This window comes from Mucilaginibacter sp. BGA-UO-ETr-C110, assembly GCF_059567985.1.
The window spans coordinates 3,329,071-3,351,010 of sequence record NZ_JCAQPB010000002.1; the positions used below are offsets into that span (position 1 = coordinate 3,329,071).

The following is a 21,940-nucleotide window of genomic DNA, read 5'->3' on the forward strand; positions in this document are numbered from 1 at the left end:
TCAGACGAGAAAATAAGATATTTTTTGCTTTACGCCTTCTGCTTTTTGCTAAAAAAATGTTTCCTTTGCGGCCTAAACCATATCATATATGAAAAAAATCTTTACCACAATTATTATTGTTCTGGGTGCTTATGCTGCTACATTCGCACAACAAACAAAAGGCGATGTTGAACTGGGTATCAATGCAGGATATAACTCATCTACCGTATCCAACAACAATTACACCAATTCATCGTACAGATCATCTTTCAATTTCGGGGTTGCTGCCGATCTTTACTTTTCAGACAGATGGAGTATCAAAGGCAAAGCGATATATGATCAAAAAGGCTGGAACGATGGTCTGGTTATTGAAAAAAATGGAGTAGGTATAATCAGTAATTACCATTTGAATTATTTAACGGTCCCAGTAATGGCCAACTGGCATTTTGGTAAAACCCGTAACTGGTATTTAAACTTTGGCCCTTATGTTGGTTTCTTAACAGATGCTAAAGAAACTACAGGTGGCACTGATTTAAAACCTTATATCAACAGTACAGATTTTGGCCTGGCACTCGGCATTGGTGTTAAGATCCCATTATCTGACAAGGTAAAACTAGCCCTGGAGTATGACGGACAGGGAGGTATTTCAGATATATCAAAAGGCACCGGAGGATCAGACATCCGCAATGTTCGTGGAAGCTTGAACGTTGGATTTAGCTTTCCGTTGAAATAAGCAAATTAAAGGCTAAAGCAACAAAAGCCCCGGTATACCAGGGCTTTTGTTGCTTTATAGAAAACCGTCATTACGAGCGATAGCGTGGCAATCCCCGATTAGCAGAGCCGCTCTGTACAGTTAGGGATTGCCACGCTATCGCTCGCAATGACATAATTGGGTTATTTCATTCAAGCCTTCGGCTTTAAGCTTAAAGAACGCTTATTTTGTGCTTATTTTCATCAATGGCTACAAAGGTGAACGTGCCGGTTATAGCCTTTTCTCGTTCAAAGGAGTACATTTCTTCAATGTAGATTTCTACCTGCACCTTCAGGCTTGTATTGCCGATATGTGATACCGTCCCGATCAGTTCAATAATGGTACCTGCCGGTATAGGGCGAGTAAAATCGATCCGGTCTGAAGATACAGTTACCATTCTTTTACGGGTAAAACGGGTAGCCGTAATAAAAGCCACCTCATCCATCATATGCATAGCGGTACCGCCAAAAAGCGTATCATAATGGTTAGTTGTATTTGGAAATACAGCTTTAAATATGCGTGTTTCGGATGCTTTGATCCTTTCGTCTGTTGTCATGATGTTTTGTTGTTGAACGCAACTCGTTATAAGGCATGTCATTGCGAGCGATAGCGCGGCAATCTCCTCGAATCCAGGGCAAATATGCACCGCTACGAGATTGCTTCGTTCCTCGCAATGACATGTTTACGTTATTGCGCTTAGTAATTAAAAGGAGAAAATGTGCTTTACGCAGTTCTCAGCTTACCCCATTTTAGCAGGGTGGCACCCCATGAAAAACCGGCCCCAAAGGCGGTTAGTATCATGTTGTCGTTATATTTAAAGTCGTCTTTAAAATCCCAAAGACAAAGTGGTATGGTGGCAGCAGTTGTGTTTCCGTATCTTTCAATGTTCACCTTTACACGATCGGCAGGTAAACCTAAATGATCGCCAACGGCATGTATTATCCGGTAATTGGCCTGGTGCGGTATCAGCCAGTTGATATCATCAATGGTCAAATCGTTACGTTCCAGTACAGCTTTACAGGTATCTGTCATACCGTTAATAGCGGCTTTAAAAACTACCCGGCCGTCCTGGTGTATAAAATGTTTGTTGGCAGCAACACTTTCGGCCGTTGCCGGAACTTTTGAGCCCCCGCCCGGTACCAGTAAATGCTCCCTGCCTTTACCTTCGGTTTTAAAAACACTGTCAATTAAGCCCGTACCATCTGTAGTAGGTTCAATTAAAACCGCTCCGGCACCATCACCAAAAAGAATACAGGTATTCCTGTCTTTATAATTGATAATAGCACTGTTCTGGTCGGCACCTACCACGATCACTTTTTTATAACGACCACCTTCAACCAAACTGGAGCCTAAGGTATAGGCGTACAGAAACCCGCTGCATGCAGCATTAACGTCCGTAGCCCAGGCGTTGGTCATGCCCACCTTGTCACAAACAATGCTGGCGGTTGATAGCAGCAAATGATCGGGAGTTGATGTAGCGATGATCACACAGTCAATTTCGTCGGCAGAAACTTTAGTACTATCCAGTAAATTTTTTATGGCCCAGGTGGCCATATCAGAAGTAGCGAGCGTTTTATCGGTTAAAATTCTTCGTTCCTTTATCCCGGTTCGTGATACTATCCATTCGCTGTTAGTATCAACCATTTTTTCTAAATCACTGTTACTCAGGATACTATCTGGAACATAACCACCTATACCCGTAATAACTGCGCTGCTCTTTACCTTCATAAATACTAAAATTCTTCAAAAAACAGGCAATTATACGGAAATTGCCTGTTTTTCATGGTCAGGAAACTGTTGTTTCTACAACTAACTGACGAAGTTGTTTTGCAGCCTGTACCATATTCACCAACGCGGTCTGTGTTTCGGGCCATTTCCGGGTCTTTAAACCACAATCAGGGTTAACCCATAAATTGCCCGCCGGTAACAATGCAGATGCTTTTTCGAGTAGTGCAGCCATTTCATCAACCGTAGGCACACGGGGCGAATGGATATCATAAACACCGGGACCAATTTCATTGGGATATTTAAAATCGGCAAAAGCGTTAAGCAATTCCATTTGCGAGCGCGAGGTTTCTATCGTGATCACATCGGCGTCCATATCGGCGATGTTTCCAATGATATCATTAAATTCGCTATAGCACATGTGGGTGTGGATCTGTGTTTCGTCCTTAACCCCGCTGGCCGATATCCGAAAGGCCCGCACCGCCCAGTTTAGGTAGCTTTCCCAATCTTTTTTGCGTAAGGGTAAACCTTCACGTATGGCGGGTTCATCTATCTGGATCACTTTGATATCTGCTCTTTCCAGCGCTACCACCTCGTCACGGATAGCCAGGGCTATCTGGTAAGTGGTTTCGGACCGGGGCTGATCATCGCGCACAAACGACCATTGCAATATGGTAACAGGGCCGGTGAGCATACCTTTCATCAACCTGTCGGTATTAGCCTGTGCAAAGCTGCTCCAGCGCACCGTCATATCTGCCGGGCGACTCACATCACCATAAATAACCGGTGGTTTAACACAGCGGCTGCCGTAGCTTTGCACCCAACCGTTTTTGGTGAACAGGAAACCATCCAAACGTTCACCAAAGTACTCCACCATGTCGTTACGTTCAAATTCACCGTGCACCAATACGTCTAAGTCGATCTCTTCCTGCCAGCGAATAGCTTCGATAGTGGCTTTTTCTATTTGTTCGTCGTATTGAGCTTCGGTTAGCTCACCTTTTTTGAGACGTGCACGCAGCGTGCGAATATCATTGGTTTGAGGGAATGAGCCTATGGTAGTTGTAGGGTACAGGGGTAATTTAAAACGCTGCTGTTGTATTTTTTGACGAGCACTGAATGGACTGTCCCGGCGCGCGTCGGCATCAGTGATAGCGGCTGTACGTTGTTTGATCTCCTGTTTATGGATCAGTTTTGACAGATTGCGGCTGCTGATAGCTTGAATGTTGGTTTGCAACAGATCGTTGTCGCCTTCGATGATCTGAGCCAGCTCATTAACCTCATTCAGCTTTTGTTTGGCAAAGGCCATCCAGTTTTTGATCTCGGTATTGATGGTAGTTTCCAGGTCAAGATCAAACGGAGTATGCAGCAATGAGCAGCTTGGCGCTATGATCACCCTGTCTTTACCCAATACAGCAATGGCTTTTTTGATGTGCGATATAGATTTGATATAATCATTTTTCCAGATGTTACGGCCGTCGATGACGCCTAACGACAGGCTTAGCTTTTTGGGTAGCAGGGTAAGCACCTCGTCCAGTTGCTGCGGGGCACGCACCAGGTCGATATGCAGGGCACTTACCGGCAGGTTTACCGCCAGTTGGGTATTATCCTTCAGACTTTCAAAATAAGTGGTGAGCAACACTTTGATATCAGGGCAGTGTTTGCTGATCTCTGCGTAGGCATAAACAAAGGCGTCTTTTTCGGCCTGGGTCAGATCAAGCGCCAGGAAGGGCTCATCCAGCTGTACCCAAACAGCACCGTATTCTTTCAGTCGCTTCAGCACTTCGATATAAACCGGCACCAGTTTTTTGATCAGATCGATCTTGTTAAAACCCGCCTGTTTCTCTTTACCCAGCAACAGGTAGCTTACCGGACCGATCAATACCGGCTTGGGCGTGGCACTGCCGGTATGTTGTTTGGCAAGGGTAAACTCATCAAACACTTTTTCAGAAAACAACCTGAACTGTTGGTTTTGTACAAACTCGGGCACAATGTAGTGGTAGTTGGTATCAAACCATTTGGTCATTTCCATGGCGGTTACATCCAGGCCATCCTTTTGATAACCGCGGGCCATGGCAAAATACAGGTCGATCTCGGTATTGGCTTTGTTTTGGGTTAAAACAGGGGTGTAACGTTCCGGGATAACGCCCAGCATGAGCGAAGTATCCAATACCTGGTCATAAAAGCTAAAATCGTTACAGGGGATCAGGTCGATACCGGCATCAACCTGGGTTTGCCAATTACTGATACGGAGCTTACGGGCAACGGCAAACAGCTCGTCGCGGGTAAATTGGCCCGCCCAGTACGCCTCATTGGCCTTTTTAAGTTCACGGAGGGCACCTACACGAGGATACCCGAGATTGTTTTTGAGCATACGCATAAAACTTTTTTGGTTAAACATTAAATTGAATTAATGCTCCTTACGGTTTTCGGTATGCTTTCGGGAAATGGTAATAAAAGGCAAAAGCATAACCTACACGCAGATGATTGCCTATAGCGCTATTCTTTTTCTTTGACTACTGCTTCAAAACGCGAAAGCATTGTCTTTTATACAGTGGGGCAAGTATCCTGGCTTGTAACATTGCTGCCATCCTTCTCATCCCGATGAGTCGGGACAATGGACCTGGTAAAAGGCATCAATTTTTTATGGTTACTTACAGTTGCGCGACAGCCCGTGATTTGCACACGGTTCCTTATTAATCCCTGCCCGGTAAAGGCAGGAAACCACACTGCTGAAAAAAAGTAAAGAACTTTATTACAACAAATATAGGTTTTAATGCAACATGATAGTGGAAAACAAGGTCGGGCGTGTAGGAAATTGCCCTAGGATAATTTTTTAGTGGAAATTTTTAAGTACTGCGATGTTTAATTCACACCCGCTAAAATAATTTAGGATAGATCATCGTTATCCCGATATTAGCCAAACCTTATGCGTATACGTCTTATTTTTATTTTCCTGTTTTTAATTTCTACTACAGGTATAGCCTCTGCCCAGGTCAATGTTTCCATCAATGATATAGCTAAAATTCACATGGTTGATGGGGCCAGTTATCTCAGCTCTTTTTTCCGTAATGATTATGACCTGATACTCCGGAACGGGCAATGGGAAAGTTACCAGGTGCGTGAACAATATCAGCGAATGAACCCCAGAGTACGCGACCCTAAAAAAATGATAGAACATAGGGATAGCGTAGAACACCGCTTTATAAAAACCATCCCACAGGATTCCATCAATTTACTACTGCAAGCTATCAGTAAAATTAAGCCTAAGTTTAATCCAGCCGACCTGCACCTATCTATCCCCAAACTCACCCAACAGATTGATACCGCCTACCTGAAAGGGATGGATGCAAAGCGCGTACGATTGTTTCATTCCTTTTTTGATACCCCGGCAAAGCTTTATCGTTTGTTAGACACTATACAACATGATTTCTGGACAGATGACTATCCCTACTCTGTTATGGAGATCGTGAAAAAACAAGGCGATACAGTTAAGGTGATCACTACCGCACAAACACAATATATGATGCCATGGCGGGTTAACGACGTATCTACTTACGATTTGAGTATCAACAAATTTTTTATAAATGCTACAGGTGTTATACATCACCGTATGGCGGGTGAACGCGTATATCGCAGTATTTATGACTATGCAGATTTTTTACACGCCCGTGATGCATTTGAACGTCTGCGCTGGCAAGAGCTTGCACCAGAGAATTTCAAATATATTCGGCAGCATTTTAATATAATCAAAGCAGATCGCTATAACGCGGATAGTTCTACCTATTCTTTTAATCCAATAAAACTCAATAAACATATTATTATTAATGGCGTACTGCATATTGCTAAAAAAGATGAGTTAATGAGACTAACCCGCTTTGCCGAAGATACGCTTACTACTTTTTTAAAAAGCCCTGCGTTTATGATAGATAGCTGTATGGCAAAACCGGGATGTACCATCGCTTTTTTAAATAGAAGCGGACATTCTTTTCATGGCTATTATAGCTGGAATAATCAAAAAGCCGAGGATTATTTAAAGAAACTCGACGCCCGGCAAATGTGGTGGTTTACAATTAAAGCAGGTGAAAGAAGAGAGAACAACTGGACAAAACTCCCTGACGGAAATTTTGCGATCACCTCATACATTGATGATTATGCTGTGGGCATATTACCCAAATACATCAAAAAGGACGGCGTGAAAATGGCAAAATTTGTTTTCATGATATTTTCGCCAGATGGAAAATTGATTTATGATGGTTCGGGCATTCAGTAATGTTATTTAGTCTGAAACGGTAAAAAAGATATTTCTTCTGATATTTACGTTTCAAATGCCAACAACAGAAAACATCATCCTGTTTAAAGTATCCTACCAGGGCCACACTACCGAGGTACAGACCTACCCCAATCAATACTACAGCCTCATGACGCTGATTTCCGATCAGCTGGCTATTCCTGGTTTTGGTTTATGCAGTGGTATGGGTAGTTGTGGTACCTGCCTGGTACAGATCCGTAATGGCTATCACCATGGCGTAAAAAACGTACTGGCCTGCGCCGTTAGCGTTAATGATGAATTGGCTGGTGCAGTGGTTACCGTACCGAAACAGTTTTGAATCTTATATACCCGATCAGCCTTTAATGATCAGCTTCATCCAAAGCGGGATGAGTTTTTTGCGCTCCTGCATCAGCTCAAAAAATTCATCGGAGGTAAAATAACCTAAATGTAACATCTGAGGCCGACTCAGGAATGGCGACATGATCATGCCGGTGATATTCCAGAACAGATTAACCGGGTGATAATTGATATCGCCGTTTGTTTTTAACGCACGCAACTGCCTGGCAAAATGCGAGTTAACCAGCAGTTTCATATTATCGATCATCGGTAATTTGGTTAAGCCACCCATTACTTCGCTCACCATAAAAAAGATAAAGTCGGGATTTTCCAGTACCTGGTCGATGTAATAACCTACACAAAGTTCTATTTTTTCGGTAACGCTGGTGCCTTCATCATTCAGTACCGGTTCTATCTTGTCGAAAAGCTTTTTGATGGTTTCGTCCATAATAAAAGCAAAAAGATTTTCTTTACTACGGAAGTAGTAATTTATAGATGCCACATTGATATCCGCTTCGGTAGCGATATCCCTGATGGTAGTAGCCAGGAAGCCTTTCTTAGTAAAGATCCTCCTGGCCGCGTCTTTTATTTTTTCTTCTGTTGATAGTTCAGTGGTTGCTGTCATTTTGGTGTTAATGGTGTAAAGCTAACCATTAGCCAACAAATTAGCAGCCACAATTAAACGCTTAATGCGAATCGGATACAGCTTTTTGTCCTTTCACAAATGGCGCTAAATAAACCATTGGAATGGCACACAGCATCACGATGCCCACTATCCAATAAGCATCATTATAACTTAAAAGCGTGCTTTGTTTTTGTACAGCGCCTTCTATAGCGCCATAAGCCATACGTGTGGCATCGCTGATAGATTTGCCTTTAGCTATAAAAGCCTGGATGTAGCCGTTAAACCTGTCGTTATAAAAAGGATTGTAAGAGTTGATATTCACCAGCAGGTTATTGCGGTGCACGGCCTGCCGTATGTGGATCATGGTATTTAAACCAGCTATACCAAATGAGCCGCCCAATTGCCGCATCATATTGTTTAAGCCGGTACCCTGCCCTACTTCCTGCCCTTTTAGACCGCCGATAGCCAGCGTTGTGAGCGGCACAAAAAGCAATGACAACCCAACACCACGGATAGCCAATGGCCAGAAAAAATCGCCAATACCGGATGATAAGGTAGAGTGGCTCAGCATGGCCGAAAACACAAAGAACAGCAGCATCCCTATGGTGGCCATAAACTGGGCCGGGATCCCCTTATTGAGCATAATCCCCACAAAAGGCATCATCACAATGGTGAACATCCCTCCCGGGAATAATATTTCGCCGGTTTGCTGTGCCGAAAAGCCCAACAGCCCCTGGCAAAATACCGGGAATACAAAGGTAGAGCCATATAAGCCCACACCCAGAATAAAGGAGGTGACCATACCAGCCGAGAAACTCCGGTGCCGCATGATCTTGAAATTAATGATCGGGTATTCGGTACTCAGCTCGCGCCATATAAATAGCAGCAAACCAAAAACAGCTGTTACGGTTAAAACGGTGATATAAGGCGTAGCAAACCAATCTTCGTCCTCTCCTTTTTCCAATATGGTTTGCAGACTCCCTACGGCTATTGCCAATAAGGCTATTCCCCACCAGTCAATCGGTTTTCCTTTACCGTCGCTTGGGGTGGCCCTCACAAACATATAGGTACAGGTAGCAGCCAGGGCGCCTACGGGTATATTCACGTAAAATATCCAGCGCCAGGCGGCATGGTCGGTAATATAACCACCTATAGTTGGCCCAATGGTTGGACCAACTATGGCGCCCAAACCAAATAAAGCGGTAGCCGTACCCACCTGGTTAGGCGGCCAGGTTTCCAACAGGATGGCTTGCGCGGTAGAGATGAGTCCACCACCGGCCAGGCCCTGCAATATCCTAAACATCACCAGCTCAGACAGGCTGTGCGCGTTGCCGCATAAAAAAGAGGCTATGGTAAATACAATGATGGAGGTTAAAAAGTAGTTTTTACGTCCGAAGAAACTTCCCAGCCAGCCCGACATGGGCAGGATGATCACATTGGCCACACTGTAGCCGGTAACCACCCAGGCGGCATCGGTAATGGTGGCGCCCAGGTTACCCTGTATCTGGGGGATGGAGACGTTAACGATAGTGGTGTCGATCAGTTCCAGCAACGATGCTGTTATAACTGTAATGGTAATGATCCATTTTTTGATGCCGGTTTCAGCCATTTGATTATTCCTAAAAAGTTAATGATAAAACTTCCCGTCAAAATTAATCAAACGATTGATTAAAACATTTGTTTAAATCATATGTTTAGTTTATTTACACAGCGTTGACGGAATGGTGATTTAACTATAACCCAAGCTATAGGCAGAGCAAACCAAGCCTACATCGAAAAATATATGGCTGGGATTTATGATGGTTCCGGAATTAAATTATTGAAGAGCTAAGGAAAAATTCTGCTTTGAAGGTAAAACGGCAATTGGTTTATTTTTTTGGCCCATAAAACGTAGTACCGCCAGCCTTTGTTTTTATTTCCAATTGCTGAGTTATAACGGTTTTATTTTTATCAGCTAACAAAAGATATTTATGTAGTATTTTCTTTTGCAACGGAGTGCCGATTTTAAGTGTAGTGTCAATATGCCTTCGAAAAGCTTTAATGAACAGACTATCATTACCAAAATTGGCAAAGCAGGCGATTTTTTCCGCAGTCAGATCGTCTGCCTTGTCTTTATAGCTTGGAATATCGAGCTTATATTGATGTTCTTTATTGTCATATGTATAATCAACATTGTCTTCACCTTTTATTAACGGAATATCATCATGTGCGCACCAGGGGCAATCGGTTTTATAAATACTACCCGGGAAAAAATTATAGGAGTAATCTACCGACAGCTCATCGTTGGTATCCCCACTAAATTCAAAAGATGATTTCACTTCCTGGTTCATGTAAAGGCCCCAGCCATATATATGAGCATCATTTACAATATCCAGGCAGTTGTAAACATGGTTATCTATCAATTTATAAAAACTATATCCATCAATAAATACATCTGAACCATGATCATAAACACGACGCAGGTAAAATGTTTTATTTTTGGAATAATTGTTAGCTATATAAAGCGTAGGAGAACTATAAAATGTATCGATCATCTCCATATAAATGAGATACCAATTGCTATTCACCTGCTTAAATACACACAAGTATGGAGAATAGACATCCCAACCTTGCAGACAGAGAAGTTCATTATTGTTATCTCCGTCCAGATCCACAAGAACAGAATTGAAAATAAACCCATAATTCGGATCGACATGCATAGCATGTGGATTAAATAGCGTATCGGGTTTGATGAGTTTAGCAAAGTCGCTGAGCAACAGGGTGTCTGATTTTTTGTAATTAAACTGCGTTGCCTTCTTGATCCAACTATCGGGTATTTTTTTCCACTTGGCATCAACAATTCCCTTGCTTTTAAATTGTTTACCGGTGTCGTTACAAGACACCATTAATAAAACGATAACAAGAATGATAAGATAAGGCTGGCGGCGCATAATTTCGGATACTTGAGCTTAAATTTAAGCTATTTAACTCGACAAATCCTTATGACGATTTAACTTTATTTGAATAAAAATCACAGATCATTTAACCCTTTTCCACTGAGAATTTGCGGTATATATTTTTCGACCCTTGCTTCCCGGGTTTTGGATTGTTTGGGTGCAGAAAAATGGAGAATGTAGGCTCTTTGCCGCCCCGGTGTTAATGCCTCAAAAGCGATTTTCAGCGCAGGGATCCTATCCAATTTACTTTGAAATTCTTCCGGGACAGGGAATTCATCCGTCTTTTTCAATTCCACCTTTAAACCGGCTTTTTCCACTTCTATAGCTTCATAAATATGGGCTTTCAGGATGGCTTTCTGCTCTATTATTTCCAGCGCATGAGTGAACCTGATCTGGCGCGCCGCTTGTACATTCTCCGATTGCTGGATCAGGAGTCCATCGTCATTATTTAACAAAGCCCCTTTAAAAAACAACAGCGCGCAATACTCTTTAAATACATGTATTAAAACAATGTTGTTTTGCTGAAATGTGTAACAGGGGCAGCCCCATTTTAATTCTTCGCTGAGCCCGCAGTCAAGAACTATCATTCTTAATTGTTCCAGTTCTTCCTGCCACTTTTGGACCTTGTTAAAATAAAAATCAACTTTAGGATTCATGTTAGTCTTTTTAACTGTGCACAAAATTTAAACCCTCAGCGAGCCCCGGAAACCCCTGGCGGCATAGTATGATTCCGCGCCGTTATGGTACATAAAAACGGTATCGTACCGGCGATCACAAAAGATTGCCCCGCCCAATTTCCTGATATCGGCAGGTGTTTTTACCCAGCTGGATGTCTTGGTATCAAACTTTCCCAATTGTTGCAGCTCTCGGTATTGTTCTTCCGTCAACAATTCAATGCCCATGTCACGCGCCATCTCCACAGCGCTGTTTTCGGGTTTATGTTCTTTACGGGCCTCCAGCGCTTCATGATCGTAACAAATACTCCGTCGGCCCTTAGGGCTTTCTGCCGAACAATCATAAAAAATGTACTCGCCTGTTTTTTTATCATGCCCAACAACATCCGGTTCACCGCCGGTTATTTCCATTTCATCAAGCACCCATAGTTTTTCGGCATCAGTCTCCAGCCTTGCCTGTACTTTAGCCCATTCCATACCTTTATGGCGGTTCATATTTTTTTCAAAACGGCTTTTCAATGTGTTGATCAATTCGTCACACTGTTCTGATGACAATTGCTTTTTATTGCTCTTCATATTGTTTTATAGGTTTATTACCCCTGTTGGGCAGGTGTATTATTTAAATATACATGAACCTTAGGGTTCGTGCTATTCATTTATTAATTAACCGAAATGATCTTTCTATCCGCAGGTCTTAAATACCAGGATAAAACAGCAAAAACAGCCAATATTAATGGAGCAATTATTTGCGCGGAGATATCATTACTGGCAATATGCGAAATTACGGCACCACTCATCACAAAAAATATACCCGCGTATGCCCATTCCTTTAGCAATTTAAATCCGGGAATTAATATCGCTATTATACCTAACATTTTCCAAACACCTATAATCGAAATAAAGTAAGTAGGATATCCCAGAGGCTTAAAACCCTTCACCACCCCTTCTGCCTGTACAGCCTGTGCTAATCCACCCGAAAAAATACAAAAGGATAATATTACCGTAATTATCCAATACCAAATCAGTTTTTTCTTTTCCATTTTTTTATTTTTTTAATTGGTTTACAATGTTTTGCAAGCGGTTATGCGCCATATTGATGCCCTGGGCAAAAGGTAATTGTAGCATCTGATCACGCAGGGCTACTGACCTGTATACAACATACATAGTGAGTTTACTGGTGTCGCCGCTGAGTTGCTCAAATTCCAGGAACTCTAACTGAACGTCAAAAGGTGCATTCTCCATTTCAAACGTCCGGGTGATCTTCTGGTTCGGAACAAACTCATGAATTGTCCCATTGGCTTTAAAAACCACGTTTCCCTTGGCATCAGATGTTTCAAATTGATAACCGCCGTGCTTTTTATTGTCCAGTTTCAGCACTTTAGTTCCCATCCATTGCTCCACAAGCTCAGGCTCCTCATAGGCTTTAAAAAGTAATTCCAATGGTAAATCAAATTCTCGGGTGATCACTAAATCATGCTGGCCGTTTTCGGCATGGATCTTTGTTTTTAGTTCCATCGTGTTTTATTTTTTGGATTGATAGTTTTTCATTATGGCTTCCAGTTTGTTAAATCTGTCATCCCACATCTGGCGGAATGGTTCAATAAAGTCTGCTACATCTTTCATTTTTTGCGCGTTAATGTGATAGTAAATTTCCCTGCCGTTTTGTTTTTGCTCCAATAATTCGCACTCGGTAAGTATTTGTAAGTGTTTGGATACTGTTGGTCTGGCGGTATCAAAATTGGAGGCTATGGCTCCGGCTGTTAAGGCTTGTGATGCAACCAGCAACAGTATGGCCCTTCGTGTCGGGTCGGCTATGGCCTGAAATACGTCTCGTCTTAAATTCATTGCGTAGTCATTTGACTACAAATATATATGTAGTTATTTAACTACGCAATTTTTTTGAGATATTTTTTTTACGGATACGTTATAAACTGTAAATCTGAATAACAGCAAGACTTAGTATTTAGCTAAAAACTAATACTTTATACAAACGGGAGGGAGATCACAAACAGCAGAAGAAGTTTTGTGCAAATGTGCATGTGTGGTGGCATGCACATTTGCAGGTTTTAGATTAGCCCTTTTTAAAATATCTGTTTTTAATAAAGGACGTGAACAGGATACCCGCCACACTACAGGCAACCAATAGATAAACAATCAGGATGTGTTTTTGCATTTTGGTTTATAATTTTCCTAAATGTAACAGATGTGATACAAGAGATGCAAGTGTTTTGAAAAATAATCTTTTAACCCGATGGGATAAAAAGTCAGAAAAATGTCATTTGATGGTTTGTTTTATGTCATTATTCCTGATCATTTTATAATTGTAAAAATAAAATCCATCATGAAAAATTATATTGTACTGTTCCGCGAACCGGATGGCCGCGTTGATGAACATCCGGTCGAAGCAATCAAAAAGCATCAGGAAAACTGGGCCGCCTGGTTTAACCAATGGGGCTCAGCAGGCAAACTGGCCGGCGGAAGCGGATTAACCCTGGAAGGCCGCATCATCAAAGAAAACGGCAGCATCGTAACAGATATTCACCGGGTGGGTACCGAGATAGTAGGCGGTTATCTGCTAATTAAAGCGGATAGCATTGATGAGGCCACGCAAATAGCAGCCTCCTGCCCCATTTATGAATTCGGTGGCTATGCCGAAGTGCGCGAACTGCAAAACCAATAGCCGGTTTATCATACTTTAAGTAAAGTATTTGTTATAAAAGGCGCTTTAGTATCCCGGCATCTATACCTCAGTAACATTTTTCTTTGAAATGTTTAACTTTGGGCATGGAAGCCATCGGTGTAAAAAAAGCGATCACTAACGAATACCTGGAAAATTTAAGCAACGAACCCGGGCAGTTCAGGGTTGCACCCAGCTACGAGGGGTATTGCAACCTTGCTTCTTTTAATCGCCGTGATTTTTATAAGATCACGTTAACCCTGCATGGCAAAAGTCAGCTGATGTATGCCAACCGGGGTATTGAAATTGATAAACCCGCGCTGGTGTTCACCAATCCAATGGTTCCTTACTCCTGGGAGGGCGATCATGTAGGCCCCGATAGCTATTTCTGTGTATTTACCAACGAGTTTCTGCAAAACGGCAACCGCATGGAAAGCCTCGAAGAATCAAACCTGTTTAAGGCGGGCGGCGACCCGGTTTATTTTTTAACCGACGAACAGGCAAGCTATATAGGCAGTGTGTTTAAGCGGATGTTGCAGGAGTCTGAAACCGAATATATCTACAAATACGAGCTGATCCGTAACCAACTGAACCTCATTATACATGAGGCTATTAAAATGCAACCAGCTGTGGCTTTTTATAACCCGCAAAACGCGGCCTCGCGCATTGCGCAGTTGTTTTTGAAATTGCTGGAGAAACAGTTTCCGGTTGATTCGCCGCAGTATACGCTGGTACTCAAAAAAGCCAGCGACTACGCCGATAAGCTGGCCGTGCACGTAAACCACCTGAATGCCGCCGTACGCGAGATCACCGGAAAATCAACTACGGCGCATATTAATGACAGGATATTGAACGAAGCCAAATCATTATTAACGCACACCAACTGGAGCGTTGCCCAAATAGCCCGCAGCCTGGGTTTTGATTATGCATCGTACTTTAATAACTTTTTCAAGAAACACGCCGGCCTTACACCAATGTCCCTGCGTAAAACTCTTTGAAAAGTATAATTATTACTTTGAAACGTTTAACAGCTGTTCAAGCCGTCCATTATAACTTTGCTTTAACGAAAACATAAAATCAACATTTATTATGATACAAGCAAAAGCGTATGCCGCTCAAACGCCAGAAACTGACCTGGCGCCATGGGGTTTTGAACGCCGTGAGGTTGGCCCTCATGATGTTCAGATAGAAATACTTTTCTGTGGTGTATGCCACTCCGATCTTCACCAGATTAAAAACGATTGGTTCCCGGGGATATTCCCGATGGTACCGGGCCACGAAATTGTGGGCAAAATTGTTAAAGTAGGTGATCATGTTAAAAAATTCAAAGTAGATGAACTGGCCGGCGTTGGCTGTATGGTTGACTCCTGCCAGGTTTGCGAAAACTGTAAAGATGGCCTGGAACAATACTGTTTAGAAGGCAATACCCCAACTTATAACGGTAACGACAGAAGCGGTGTACCTACCTATGGTGGTTACTCTAATACCATTGTGGTTCGTGAAGAATTTGTACTGCATGTGTCAGACAAATTGCCGCTTGCCGCGACAGCTCCGTTACTTTGCGCCGGTATTACTACCTACTCGCCATTACGCCACTGGAAAGTGGGCAAAGGTCACAAATTAGCTGTATTAGGCTTAGGTGGTTTAGGCCACATGGGGGTTAAATTTGGCGCTGCCTTTGGTGCCGAAGTAACTGTTTTAAGTACATCACCTTCAAAAGAAGTTGAGGCCAAAGCATTAGGCGCGCATCATTTTGTAGTGACCTCTGATCCTGCGCAGTTAAAAGCCGTTAAAGGCTCTTTTGATTTTATTCTGGATACCGTTTCGGCTGAGCATGACATGAACCTGTACCTGTCGTTATTAAGAACAAACGGCACGCTGATTGGTGTAGGTGTACCATCAGAACCTTATTCCATTCAACCATTCTCCTTACTGGCTGGTCGTAAAAGTATGGCTGGTTCCGGTATCGGTGGCATCCCCGAAACTCAGGAAATGCTTGATTTTTGTGCCGAACACAATATTGTTTCAGATATTGAACTGATAGATATCAAGGACATCACCAAATCATACGAGCGTATGCTGAAAGGCGACGTGCGTTACCGCTTTGTAATTGATATGGCAACTTTGTAACATTAACTAAACTAAAACTAAAAGCGCCTTTCCGGTTTTCCGGAGGGCGTTTTTTTTAATTAAGGCCACATGTTTTCCAGTTCCCTCCCCACGGGAGGGGTGCGGTTGGATGGTGTTGTGGATGGGAGGGGTTTATGCGCCCAGCTCGTTAAGAAGTCAATTCATTAAACCCCTTCCTCCCCTTCCCGAGGGAAGGAATCGCACAAACCACAGGCTTTTTATAGGGTTGTCATGCTGAGATTCGTCGAAGCATGGTGGGCAAGGCCTATGCGCTCGAGTCTTCGACAAGCTCAGACTGACAGGCCTTTTCCTTCCCTGTCAGCAGATAAGCTTCGGACGAAAGCGGGCAGAACAATGGTGGCCAAGTGCGGCTGTAAGGGCATTAGCAAACCTTGCCGAAGCCGAGAATGGAGCGAACGAAGTAGAGGTAAGGTTTAGCAGCCCGTGGTTCTGTCCGGTTTGCAGGGTAAAGGCCTCGTGCGGCAAAGAAGCATTTCTGCTGACTTGATTTATTCGCTGTTGTTTGTTTTTTTATTGGTGCTCATTATCTCGCTACGCTCGGTCTTGGTTACTTTTCATCAAGGAAAAGTAACAGCCTTAGCGGCAATTGAGCGCTCTACGACTTGCATTATTCGCCCTGCATAAAGGGGATTGCTTCGTACCTCGCAATGACGCGTGGAGAGAACACAGGCGCATAGAGGGGGTGGTGAGTCGATACCGCACGTTTGATTCTTACCCTCCGTCTATTCCTCCACAAAAAAGAAGATTTTCGCATAAATATCTGATTAATAATATACTTATATTTGTATATCACCTGCTTGAAACCATAATGAATTACCGTCAGTTATCACCGCCTGACTATCTAAAAAACCATATCCGCTTTTTCTGGACACTGGAAAGCGACGATTCGGCTGTGTTTACCCGTTCCTTCAGAACCATGGCCGAGGGCTGCCCGGGCCTGATCTTTCAGTCGCCCGATAAGGGGCCTATGTACCAGTTTGATAAAAAACTACCCCATATTTTTATCTACGGGCAATCAACCCGCCATGCCGATATTCAGTTTGGCGCCGTTTTCAGTACCATTGGTGTTTGTTTTTTCCCCAACGCCATCAAAGCCATATTCGGGTTTGATGCCTATGAACTTACCGACGATTGCACCTGCCTTGACCTGATAGCCCGTAAAGACGGCTTTTTGCTATCAGAGCAGCTATTGGAGACCGAATCACTGACCGACCGCATAGAGGTATTATCCGCCTACCTGTTTTTTAAGCTCCAAAAAAATACCCGGTATGAAGATGAGACCATGCAGTTTGCCATAACCCGTATTGTTCAATCAAAAGGAAATATCTCACTTAAGGAGTTGCAGGATTATCTGCAACTTTCGGAGCGTAGTTTTGAACGCAGGTTTAAGCAATATGTAGGTATATCACCCAAATTATACTCCAGGATCTCCCGGTTCCAGGCAGTGCTCAACCAAATCCGCCTTGGCCAGCACGACCGCCTTACCGACCTGGCCTATGAAAACGACTATGCCGATCAGTCGCACTTTATACGCTCGTTCAAAGAGTTTGCCGGCTGCTCGCCGCTGCAATATCAAAAGCAATCCATGCAGCAAGTGGAGAATTTTTATGAGAAGGTGATATAAGTATCAGGCATTTTGCAGATCGGATATTTACCTCGCCTGTCCGTAGTAAGCTTTTACCAGCGTGGCCTTTCCATTTTCGTCCAAAACAGCTACATCAGCCACCAGCGCTCCGGTTTCCCGTTTGTAAATAATGGTGATGCCATCCGTCCCACTCAGCATATCAATAAACTCAAAATACAGGTTGGGGGCCAGCTCCAGTCCTTTTAAAAAATGTGCCCTTAAGTTTTCTTTCCCGATGATCTTACCATCGGCAATATTCCACCTTTTAATAACCGTGAGCGAGTAAAATACAATATCGTCTGTGTAGTGCGTCATGATCCGGTCAATGTCCCGTTTATTCCAGGCATCTATCCAGTCGAGTGCTATGGCTTGAGTATCCATTTGGTTTATTTATGATATATAAATATACGCTTTTTAGTTTTTATAGGCCATTTCTTCAACTCCTTCTGAAACTGGAACAGCCTTATTCCTGCCGTCGTTTATTTTAAAGATCAGCCCGGCAAATAAAATACATATCCCGATAACACCCAGTGCCAGCGGCAGTGTGAGCAATTGCGCTATAAAACCGATAAGCGCCGGACCAGCCAGGATACCGGCATAAGCCATAGAAGTAACCACCGGGAGTGCATAAGCCGGCGCAAGCCCTGGCATATTACCCGCCGTTGAAAACAGAATGGGGATGATATTGGCACAACCCAGGCCCACCATCAGGAAACCCACCAGGGCCAAACTCACGTACGGGAAACAAACAGCGATGATCAATCCTGCCGAAGCGATGATGCTGCCCCATATCACCACTTTTAGTCTTCCTACGGCGGCTATAACACTGTCGCCCGTTAAACGCATAATAGCCATTGACACGGAGAACATGGCGTAGCCTACGCCTGCAAATTCGATACTTAAATGCCGGTTAGCAGTTAAAAAAACGGCGCTCCAATCCAACATGGCCCCCTCGGCCAGGGCTGATATAAAACAGATAGCACCCAATATTAGCAAGGCGGCCGAAGGCAGTGTAAAACCTTTATTGGTTTTCTCAGGTGTTTCCACAGCGTCATCGCTCATTAAACGGGAGAATTGTGAATACGTGATCAGCACCAGCAAAACGGATATAAAAATAATGGTTGACATGGCGTCCAGCCCGGCTTTGAGCAACAATCCAAAGCCCAGGGAACCTACCAAACCACCTATACTGTATAAGCCATGAAAGGATGACATGATATGTTTGCCATACGATCGTTGCACTTTGATAGCCTGCGCGTTCATGGCCACATTAATACCCCCGGTGGATGCCCCGAAGATGAGCAGGCATATACTCATCTGATAGGTATGATCCAGGATCAGCAACAAAGGCAATATGGCCGCGATCAAAGTCCCCGAAACCACAATAACCCTTTTACTACCGAACCAGGTAACCAGCTTACCGGTAAGCGGCATAGTGATCATGGCGCCAACACCAAAAAACAATAATAAAAGGCCAAGACTGCCATTATCCAGACCGAGCCTTGTTTTGGCCAGGGGCACCAGCGGTGCCCAGCTGGCTACACCCAAACCACAAACTAAAAACATTAAGGAATTGGCTATTCTGGCTTTTCTAAGATCGCTCATCATGCAAATTTTAAAAGGTGTTTGAATTTTACATTGCAATAATATGCAATAAAATTTAACAAATTGCATTATTATGCAAAATATTGCAATTAATTGCAAAAAGATAACATACGGGTAACAAGGGCTTTATTTTATGAACGCGGAAAACTTTCAGGGCTAAGTATGCCCATTTCGGCTCCCCTATTGTCTATTTACCCTATTTAGCAGTTGAATGGAGGCGCTATTAAGCACAACTTAGTATCATAAAACAATAACTCAAACCATGGAAAAGAAAAAAGACATCCTTGCCGGCATCATTATTATAGTTGCACTGACCTTATTAACTATCTCAACCTCCGCCTCAGCGCAGCAGCAGGGTGTTAAACGTAACGACCTGCAACGTCATGATCTCAGCATCGCCGGATACGAGACGGTACAGGCACGAATCGACTTTGAACCGGGAGCCCTGGCCGTTAAACATAAGCACCCTGGCGAAGAGATCATTTATGTACTGGAAGGTTTACTGGAGTATCAGGTAGCCGACAAACCAGCGGTGACACTTAAAACCGGTGACGTGCTGTTTATACCAGCCGGTACAGTTCATTCGGCCAAAAATGTTGGCACAAGCATAGCCAGGGAGCTCGCCACCTACGTGGTTGAAAAAGGAAAGCCGCTCGTTGTGCCGGTTAACTAAGCATCCTGAAGATACTCCCCGCTACCGGGATGTCTGTCGGTAGCGGGGATTGTATTAATTACTTTTAGCCTTCAGCAATCGCATCTTGCCAATTGACAAGAAATGAACCGTTTACTATTTCTTCGAAAATTCCTTCCGGATCCTGCTTAGCGATGTATCGGTAATGCCCAGGTATGAGGCTATATTTTTTAAAGGCGCTTGTTGAAATATCTCGGGATTGGTTTTTAACAGATGCGCGTAACGCTCTTCGGCTGTTTCGGTGATCATCAACAACATCCGGTTTTTCAACTGAGAAAACCCTTTCACCAGTGTCCATCTGCCAAATTCCCGAAACTCCGGCAGGGCATGAAAAAGTTGATTGAGCTGTTCATAGGTGATATACCAGCCCTCGCAATCCGTTAATGCCTGGATATTTTCTTTTGACCGGGTACGGTTAAAAAAAGACGACACCTCCAATATGATCTGGCCAGGCGAACAAAAACCGGTAGTAACCTCATTGCCTTCGGTATCATGTGCAAATGTGCGCATATAACCTTTTTCAAGAAACAGGTATTGGTCGCATATTTTCCCGGCCTCTAGTTGAAACTGATTTTTAAGAATGACTTTGTGGCTAAATTGCCCAACAATTTCCTGGGCCGAGGATAAGGAAACCAGGTTGCTGTTCAGGAGAAATGTGGTGAGTGCTTCTTTATCCATAAAAGCGATACTAATCAGGCATCTAATATACTAAAAGCATCACTATCGTTTCGGCAACTGCAAGGTAGCCAGCGTTAAAAATCATATAATTAATGGTAACTTTCCGATAAATACAAGATCAACAAATTATTACCTGTTTCTTCAATCTGTAAACCCTATGAACAAAGCAGCGTACAACCCCATCTTTAAAATCGTAAAATTCAGCCTGGTCAAATTATTGGCCGTAAGCTTTTTATGCATACCCTTAGTTTTTACTGTAACCGGATGTGCCGCGCAATCAACCCCTGCACGTTCCCTGCTCGCGCTTTCCAAAGGCGATCATATTTTGGCCATCATTGACCCGGTTAGCCTGAAAGTTATCGCGCGCCTCCCGGTGGGTTCCGATCCGCATGAGGTTATCGCTTCAGCAGACGGAAAAACGGCCTATGTTTCGATCTATGGTGGCGGGAGTTTTCATGAACTTAGTGTGATCGACCTGGTGGCGCAAAAACCACTCCCCCCTCTGGATACCAGGCCGCTGATGGGGCCGCATGGCTTAGCTTTTGCCAACGGCAAGGTGTGGTTTTCGGCAGAGGGCTCCAAAGCGGTTGGCAGCTACGATCCGGCAACCGCTAAATTCGATTGGGCCATGGGAACCGGAGAGGACCGGACCCACATGATCTATGTAACCAACAATGGGAAAAAGGTTTATACTACCAACGTTAATGCGGCAACAGTGAGCATTCTGGAGGATAGCTCTACACTTCCGGCTTATCATGAATGGGTGCAAACCGTTATCCCGGTGGCTAAAGGATCGGAGGGCTTTGATGTATCGCCCGATGGCCGTGAATTATGGACCGCGGGTGCCACCGACGGAATCATTTCTATCATCGATTTGACTACCAAAAAATCAACCGGCAATATCGATGCAAAGGCAGTAGGTGCAAACCGGCTCCAGTTTACACCCGATGGCAAGCGTGTGCTGATCACCAGCCTCAGGACCGGCGATCTGTTCATTTATGACGCGGCATCGCACCAGGAATTAAAGCGTGTGAATACCGGCCATGGCGCTGCAGGCATCCTGGTAGATGGTGACGGATCACGCGCCTTTATTGGCTGCACCGGCGATAATTATGTAGCCGTGATAGATCTCAAGACCTTAACCGTAACCGGCCATATTGATATACGCGGGGCCGACGGCCTGGCCTGGGCGGTTCGGCCTTAGGATGAAATGTACCA

Annotated in this window: 23 protein-coding genes and 1 riboswitch; of the genes, 9 read left to right on the forward strand and 14 right to left on the reverse strand. The window is 43.7% G+C overall.

Going from position 1 to position 21,940, the window contains the following annotated elements:
* Window positions 1–88 precede the first annotated feature (88 nt).
* Complete coding sequence (locus AC57BQ_RS14495; protein ID WP_496406963.1) at window positions 89–712, forward strand: porin family protein; 624 nt, start codon at window positions 89–91, stop codon at window positions 710–712.
* Window positions 713–902: 190 nt separating this feature from the next.
* On the opposite strand, the gene AC57BQ_RS14500 is transcribed toward AC57BQ_RS14495, so the two are convergent.
* The 3 genes from AC57BQ_RS14500 to metE form a co-directional block, all read right to left on the reverse strand.
* Window positions 903–1,286, reverse strand: a complete 384-nt coding sequence (locus AC57BQ_RS14500; protein WP_090466692.1) for an acyl-CoA thioesterase — start codon at window positions 1,284–1,286, stop codon at window positions 903–905.
* Window positions 1,287–1,453: 167 nt separating this feature from the next.
* Entirely contained in the window at window positions 1,454–2,458 is a 1,005-nt protein-coding gene (locus AC57BQ_RS14505; protein ID WP_496406964.1) for a beta-ketoacyl-ACP synthase III, read from the reverse strand.
* A gap of 58 nt (window positions 2,459–2,516) precedes the next feature.
* Window positions 2,517–4,826, reverse strand: coding sequence for a 5-methyltetrahydropteroyltriglutamate--homocysteine S-methyltransferase (gene metE, locus AC57BQ_RS14510; RefSeq protein WP_496409476.1), 2,310 nt, complete (start codon window positions 4,824–4,826; stop codon window positions 2,517–2,519).
* Between the two features lie 167 nt (window positions 4,827–4,993).
* Window positions 4,994–5,196, reverse strand: a riboswitch (cobalamin riboswitch).
* A gap of 185 nt (window positions 5,197–5,381) precedes the next feature.
* Between metE and AC57BQ_RS14515 the strand changes: the two genes are divergently transcribed.
* The gene (locus AC57BQ_RS14515) at window positions 5,382–6,725 is read left to right on the forward strand and encodes a hypothetical protein (RefSeq protein ID WP_496406965.1); all 1,344 of its coding nucleotides are present in this window, start codon (window positions 5,382–5,384) and stop codon (window positions 6,723–6,725) included.
* 55 nt (window positions 6,726–6,780) lie between these two features.
* Complete coding sequence (locus AC57BQ_RS14520; protein WP_496406966.1) at window positions 6,781–7,062, forward strand: hypothetical protein; 282 nt, start codon at window positions 6,781–6,783, stop codon at window positions 7,060–7,062.
* A gap of 15 nt (window positions 7,063–7,077) precedes the next feature.
* On the opposite strand, the gene AC57BQ_RS14525 is transcribed toward AC57BQ_RS14520, so the two are convergent.
* The 8 genes from AC57BQ_RS14525 to AC57BQ_RS14560 all read right to left on the reverse strand — a co-directional run bounded on the left by AC57BQ_RS14525 (window position 7,078) and on the right by AC57BQ_RS14560 (window position 13,141).
* Window positions 7,078–7,686 (reverse strand): TetR/AcrR family transcriptional regulator, encoded by a 609-nt coding sequence (locus AC57BQ_RS14525; RefSeq protein ID WP_496406967.1) that lies wholly within the window; start codon window positions 7,684–7,686, stop codon window positions 7,078–7,080.
* Window positions 7,687–7,747: 61 nt separating this feature from the next.
* Window positions 7,748–9,295, reverse strand: coding sequence for a DHA2 family efflux MFS transporter permease subunit (locus AC57BQ_RS14530; protein ID WP_496406968.1), 1,548 nt, complete (start codon window positions 9,293–9,295; stop codon window positions 7,748–7,750).
* A 259-nt stretch (window positions 9,296–9,554) separates the two neighbouring features.
* A complete protein-coding gene (locus AC57BQ_RS14535; protein WP_496406969.1) occupies window positions 9,555–10,571 on the reverse strand; it encodes a hypothetical protein in 1,017 nt (338 codons plus the stop codon).
* 125 nt (window positions 10,572–10,696) lie between these two features.
* Entirely contained in the window at window positions 10,697–11,278 is a 582-nt protein-coding gene (locus tag AC57BQ_RS14540) for a YdeI/OmpD-associated family protein (protein ID WP_496406970.1), read from the reverse strand.
* 27 nt (window positions 11,279–11,305) lie between these two features.
* Window positions 11,306–11,872, reverse strand: a complete 567-nt coding sequence (locus AC57BQ_RS14545) for a DUF4256 domain-containing protein (protein ID WP_496406971.1) — start codon at window positions 11,870–11,872, stop codon at window positions 11,306–11,308.
* A gap of 83 nt (window positions 11,873–11,955) precedes the next feature.
* Complete coding sequence (locus AC57BQ_RS14550) at window positions 11,956–12,336, reverse strand: DoxX family protein (protein ID WP_496406972.1); 381 nt, start codon at window positions 12,334–12,336, stop codon at window positions 11,956–11,958.
* A gap of 4 nt (window positions 12,337–12,340) precedes the next feature.
* The gene (locus tag AC57BQ_RS14555) at window positions 12,341–12,811 is read right to left on the reverse strand and encodes an SRPBCC family protein (RefSeq protein WP_496406973.1); all 471 of its coding nucleotides are present in this window, start codon (window positions 12,809–12,811) and stop codon (window positions 12,341–12,343) included.
* A gap of 6 nt (window positions 12,812–12,817) precedes the next feature.
* Window positions 12,818–13,141 (reverse strand): ArsR/SmtB family transcription factor, encoded by a 324-nt coding sequence (locus tag AC57BQ_RS14560; protein WP_496406974.1) that lies wholly within the window; start codon window positions 13,139–13,141, stop codon window positions 12,818–12,820.
* A 496-nt stretch (window positions 13,142–13,637) separates the two neighbouring features.
* On the opposite strand from AC57BQ_RS14560, the gene AC57BQ_RS14565 reads away from it, so the two are divergent.
* The 4 genes from AC57BQ_RS14565 (at window position 13,638) to AC57BQ_RS14580 (ending at window position 17,748) form a co-directional block, all read left to right on the forward strand.
* On the forward strand, window positions 13,638–13,976 hold the full coding sequence (locus AC57BQ_RS14565; RefSeq protein ID WP_496406975.1) for a YciI family protein: 339 nt from the start codon (window positions 13,638–13,640) through the stop codon (window positions 13,974–13,976).
* 104 nt (window positions 13,977–14,080) lie between these two features.
* On the forward strand, window positions 14,081–14,971 hold the full coding sequence (locus AC57BQ_RS14570) for a helix-turn-helix domain-containing protein (protein WP_496406976.1): 891 nt from the start codon (window positions 14,081–14,083) through the stop codon (window positions 14,969–14,971).
* A gap of 91 nt (window positions 14,972–15,062) precedes the next feature.
* Window positions 15,063–16,103, forward strand: a complete 1,041-nt coding sequence (locus tag AC57BQ_RS14575) for an NAD(P)-dependent alcohol dehydrogenase (RefSeq protein ID WP_496406977.1) — start codon at window positions 15,063–15,065, stop codon at window positions 16,101–16,103.
* An 829-nt stretch (window positions 16,104–16,932) separates the two neighbouring features.
* The gene (locus tag AC57BQ_RS14580) at window positions 16,933–17,748 is read left to right on the forward strand and encodes a DUF6597 domain-containing transcriptional factor (RefSeq protein ID WP_496406978.1); all 816 of its coding nucleotides are present in this window, start codon (window positions 16,933–16,935) and stop codon (window positions 17,746–17,748) included.
* Window positions 17,749–17,775: 27 nt separating this feature from the next.
* On the opposite strand, the gene AC57BQ_RS14585 is transcribed toward AC57BQ_RS14580, so the two are convergent.
* Entirely contained in the window at window positions 17,776–18,129 is a 354-nt protein-coding gene (locus AC57BQ_RS14585; RefSeq protein ID WP_496406979.1) for a YybH family protein, read from the reverse strand.
* Between the two features lie 33 nt (window positions 18,130–18,162).
* Entirely contained in the window at window positions 18,163–19,356 is a 1,194-nt protein-coding gene (locus AC57BQ_RS14590; protein WP_496406980.1) for an MFS transporter, read from the reverse strand.
* A gap of 259 nt (window positions 19,357–19,615) precedes the next feature.
* Between AC57BQ_RS14590 and AC57BQ_RS14595 the strand changes: the two genes are divergently transcribed.
* Window positions 19,616–20,026, forward strand: coding sequence for a cupin domain-containing protein (locus AC57BQ_RS14595; RefSeq protein ID WP_496406981.1), 411 nt, complete (start codon window positions 19,616–19,618; stop codon window positions 20,024–20,026).
* Between the two features lie 114 nt (window positions 20,027–20,140).
* On the opposite strand, the gene AC57BQ_RS14600 is transcribed toward AC57BQ_RS14595, so the two are convergent.
* Window positions 20,141–20,722 (reverse strand): Crp/Fnr family transcriptional regulator, encoded by a 582-nt coding sequence (locus AC57BQ_RS14600; protein WP_496406982.1) that lies wholly within the window; start codon window positions 20,720–20,722, stop codon window positions 20,141–20,143.
* Window positions 20,723–20,879: 157 nt separating this feature from the next.
* On the opposite strand from AC57BQ_RS14600, the gene AC57BQ_RS14605 reads away from it, so the two are divergent.
* Window positions 20,880–21,926: a hypothetical protein gene (locus AC57BQ_RS14605; protein WP_496406983.1), complete on the forward strand. Its 1,047-nt coding sequence runs from the start codon at window positions 20,880–20,882 to the stop codon at window positions 21,924–21,926.
* The last annotated feature ends 14 nt before the right edge of the window (window positions 21,927–21,940 follow it).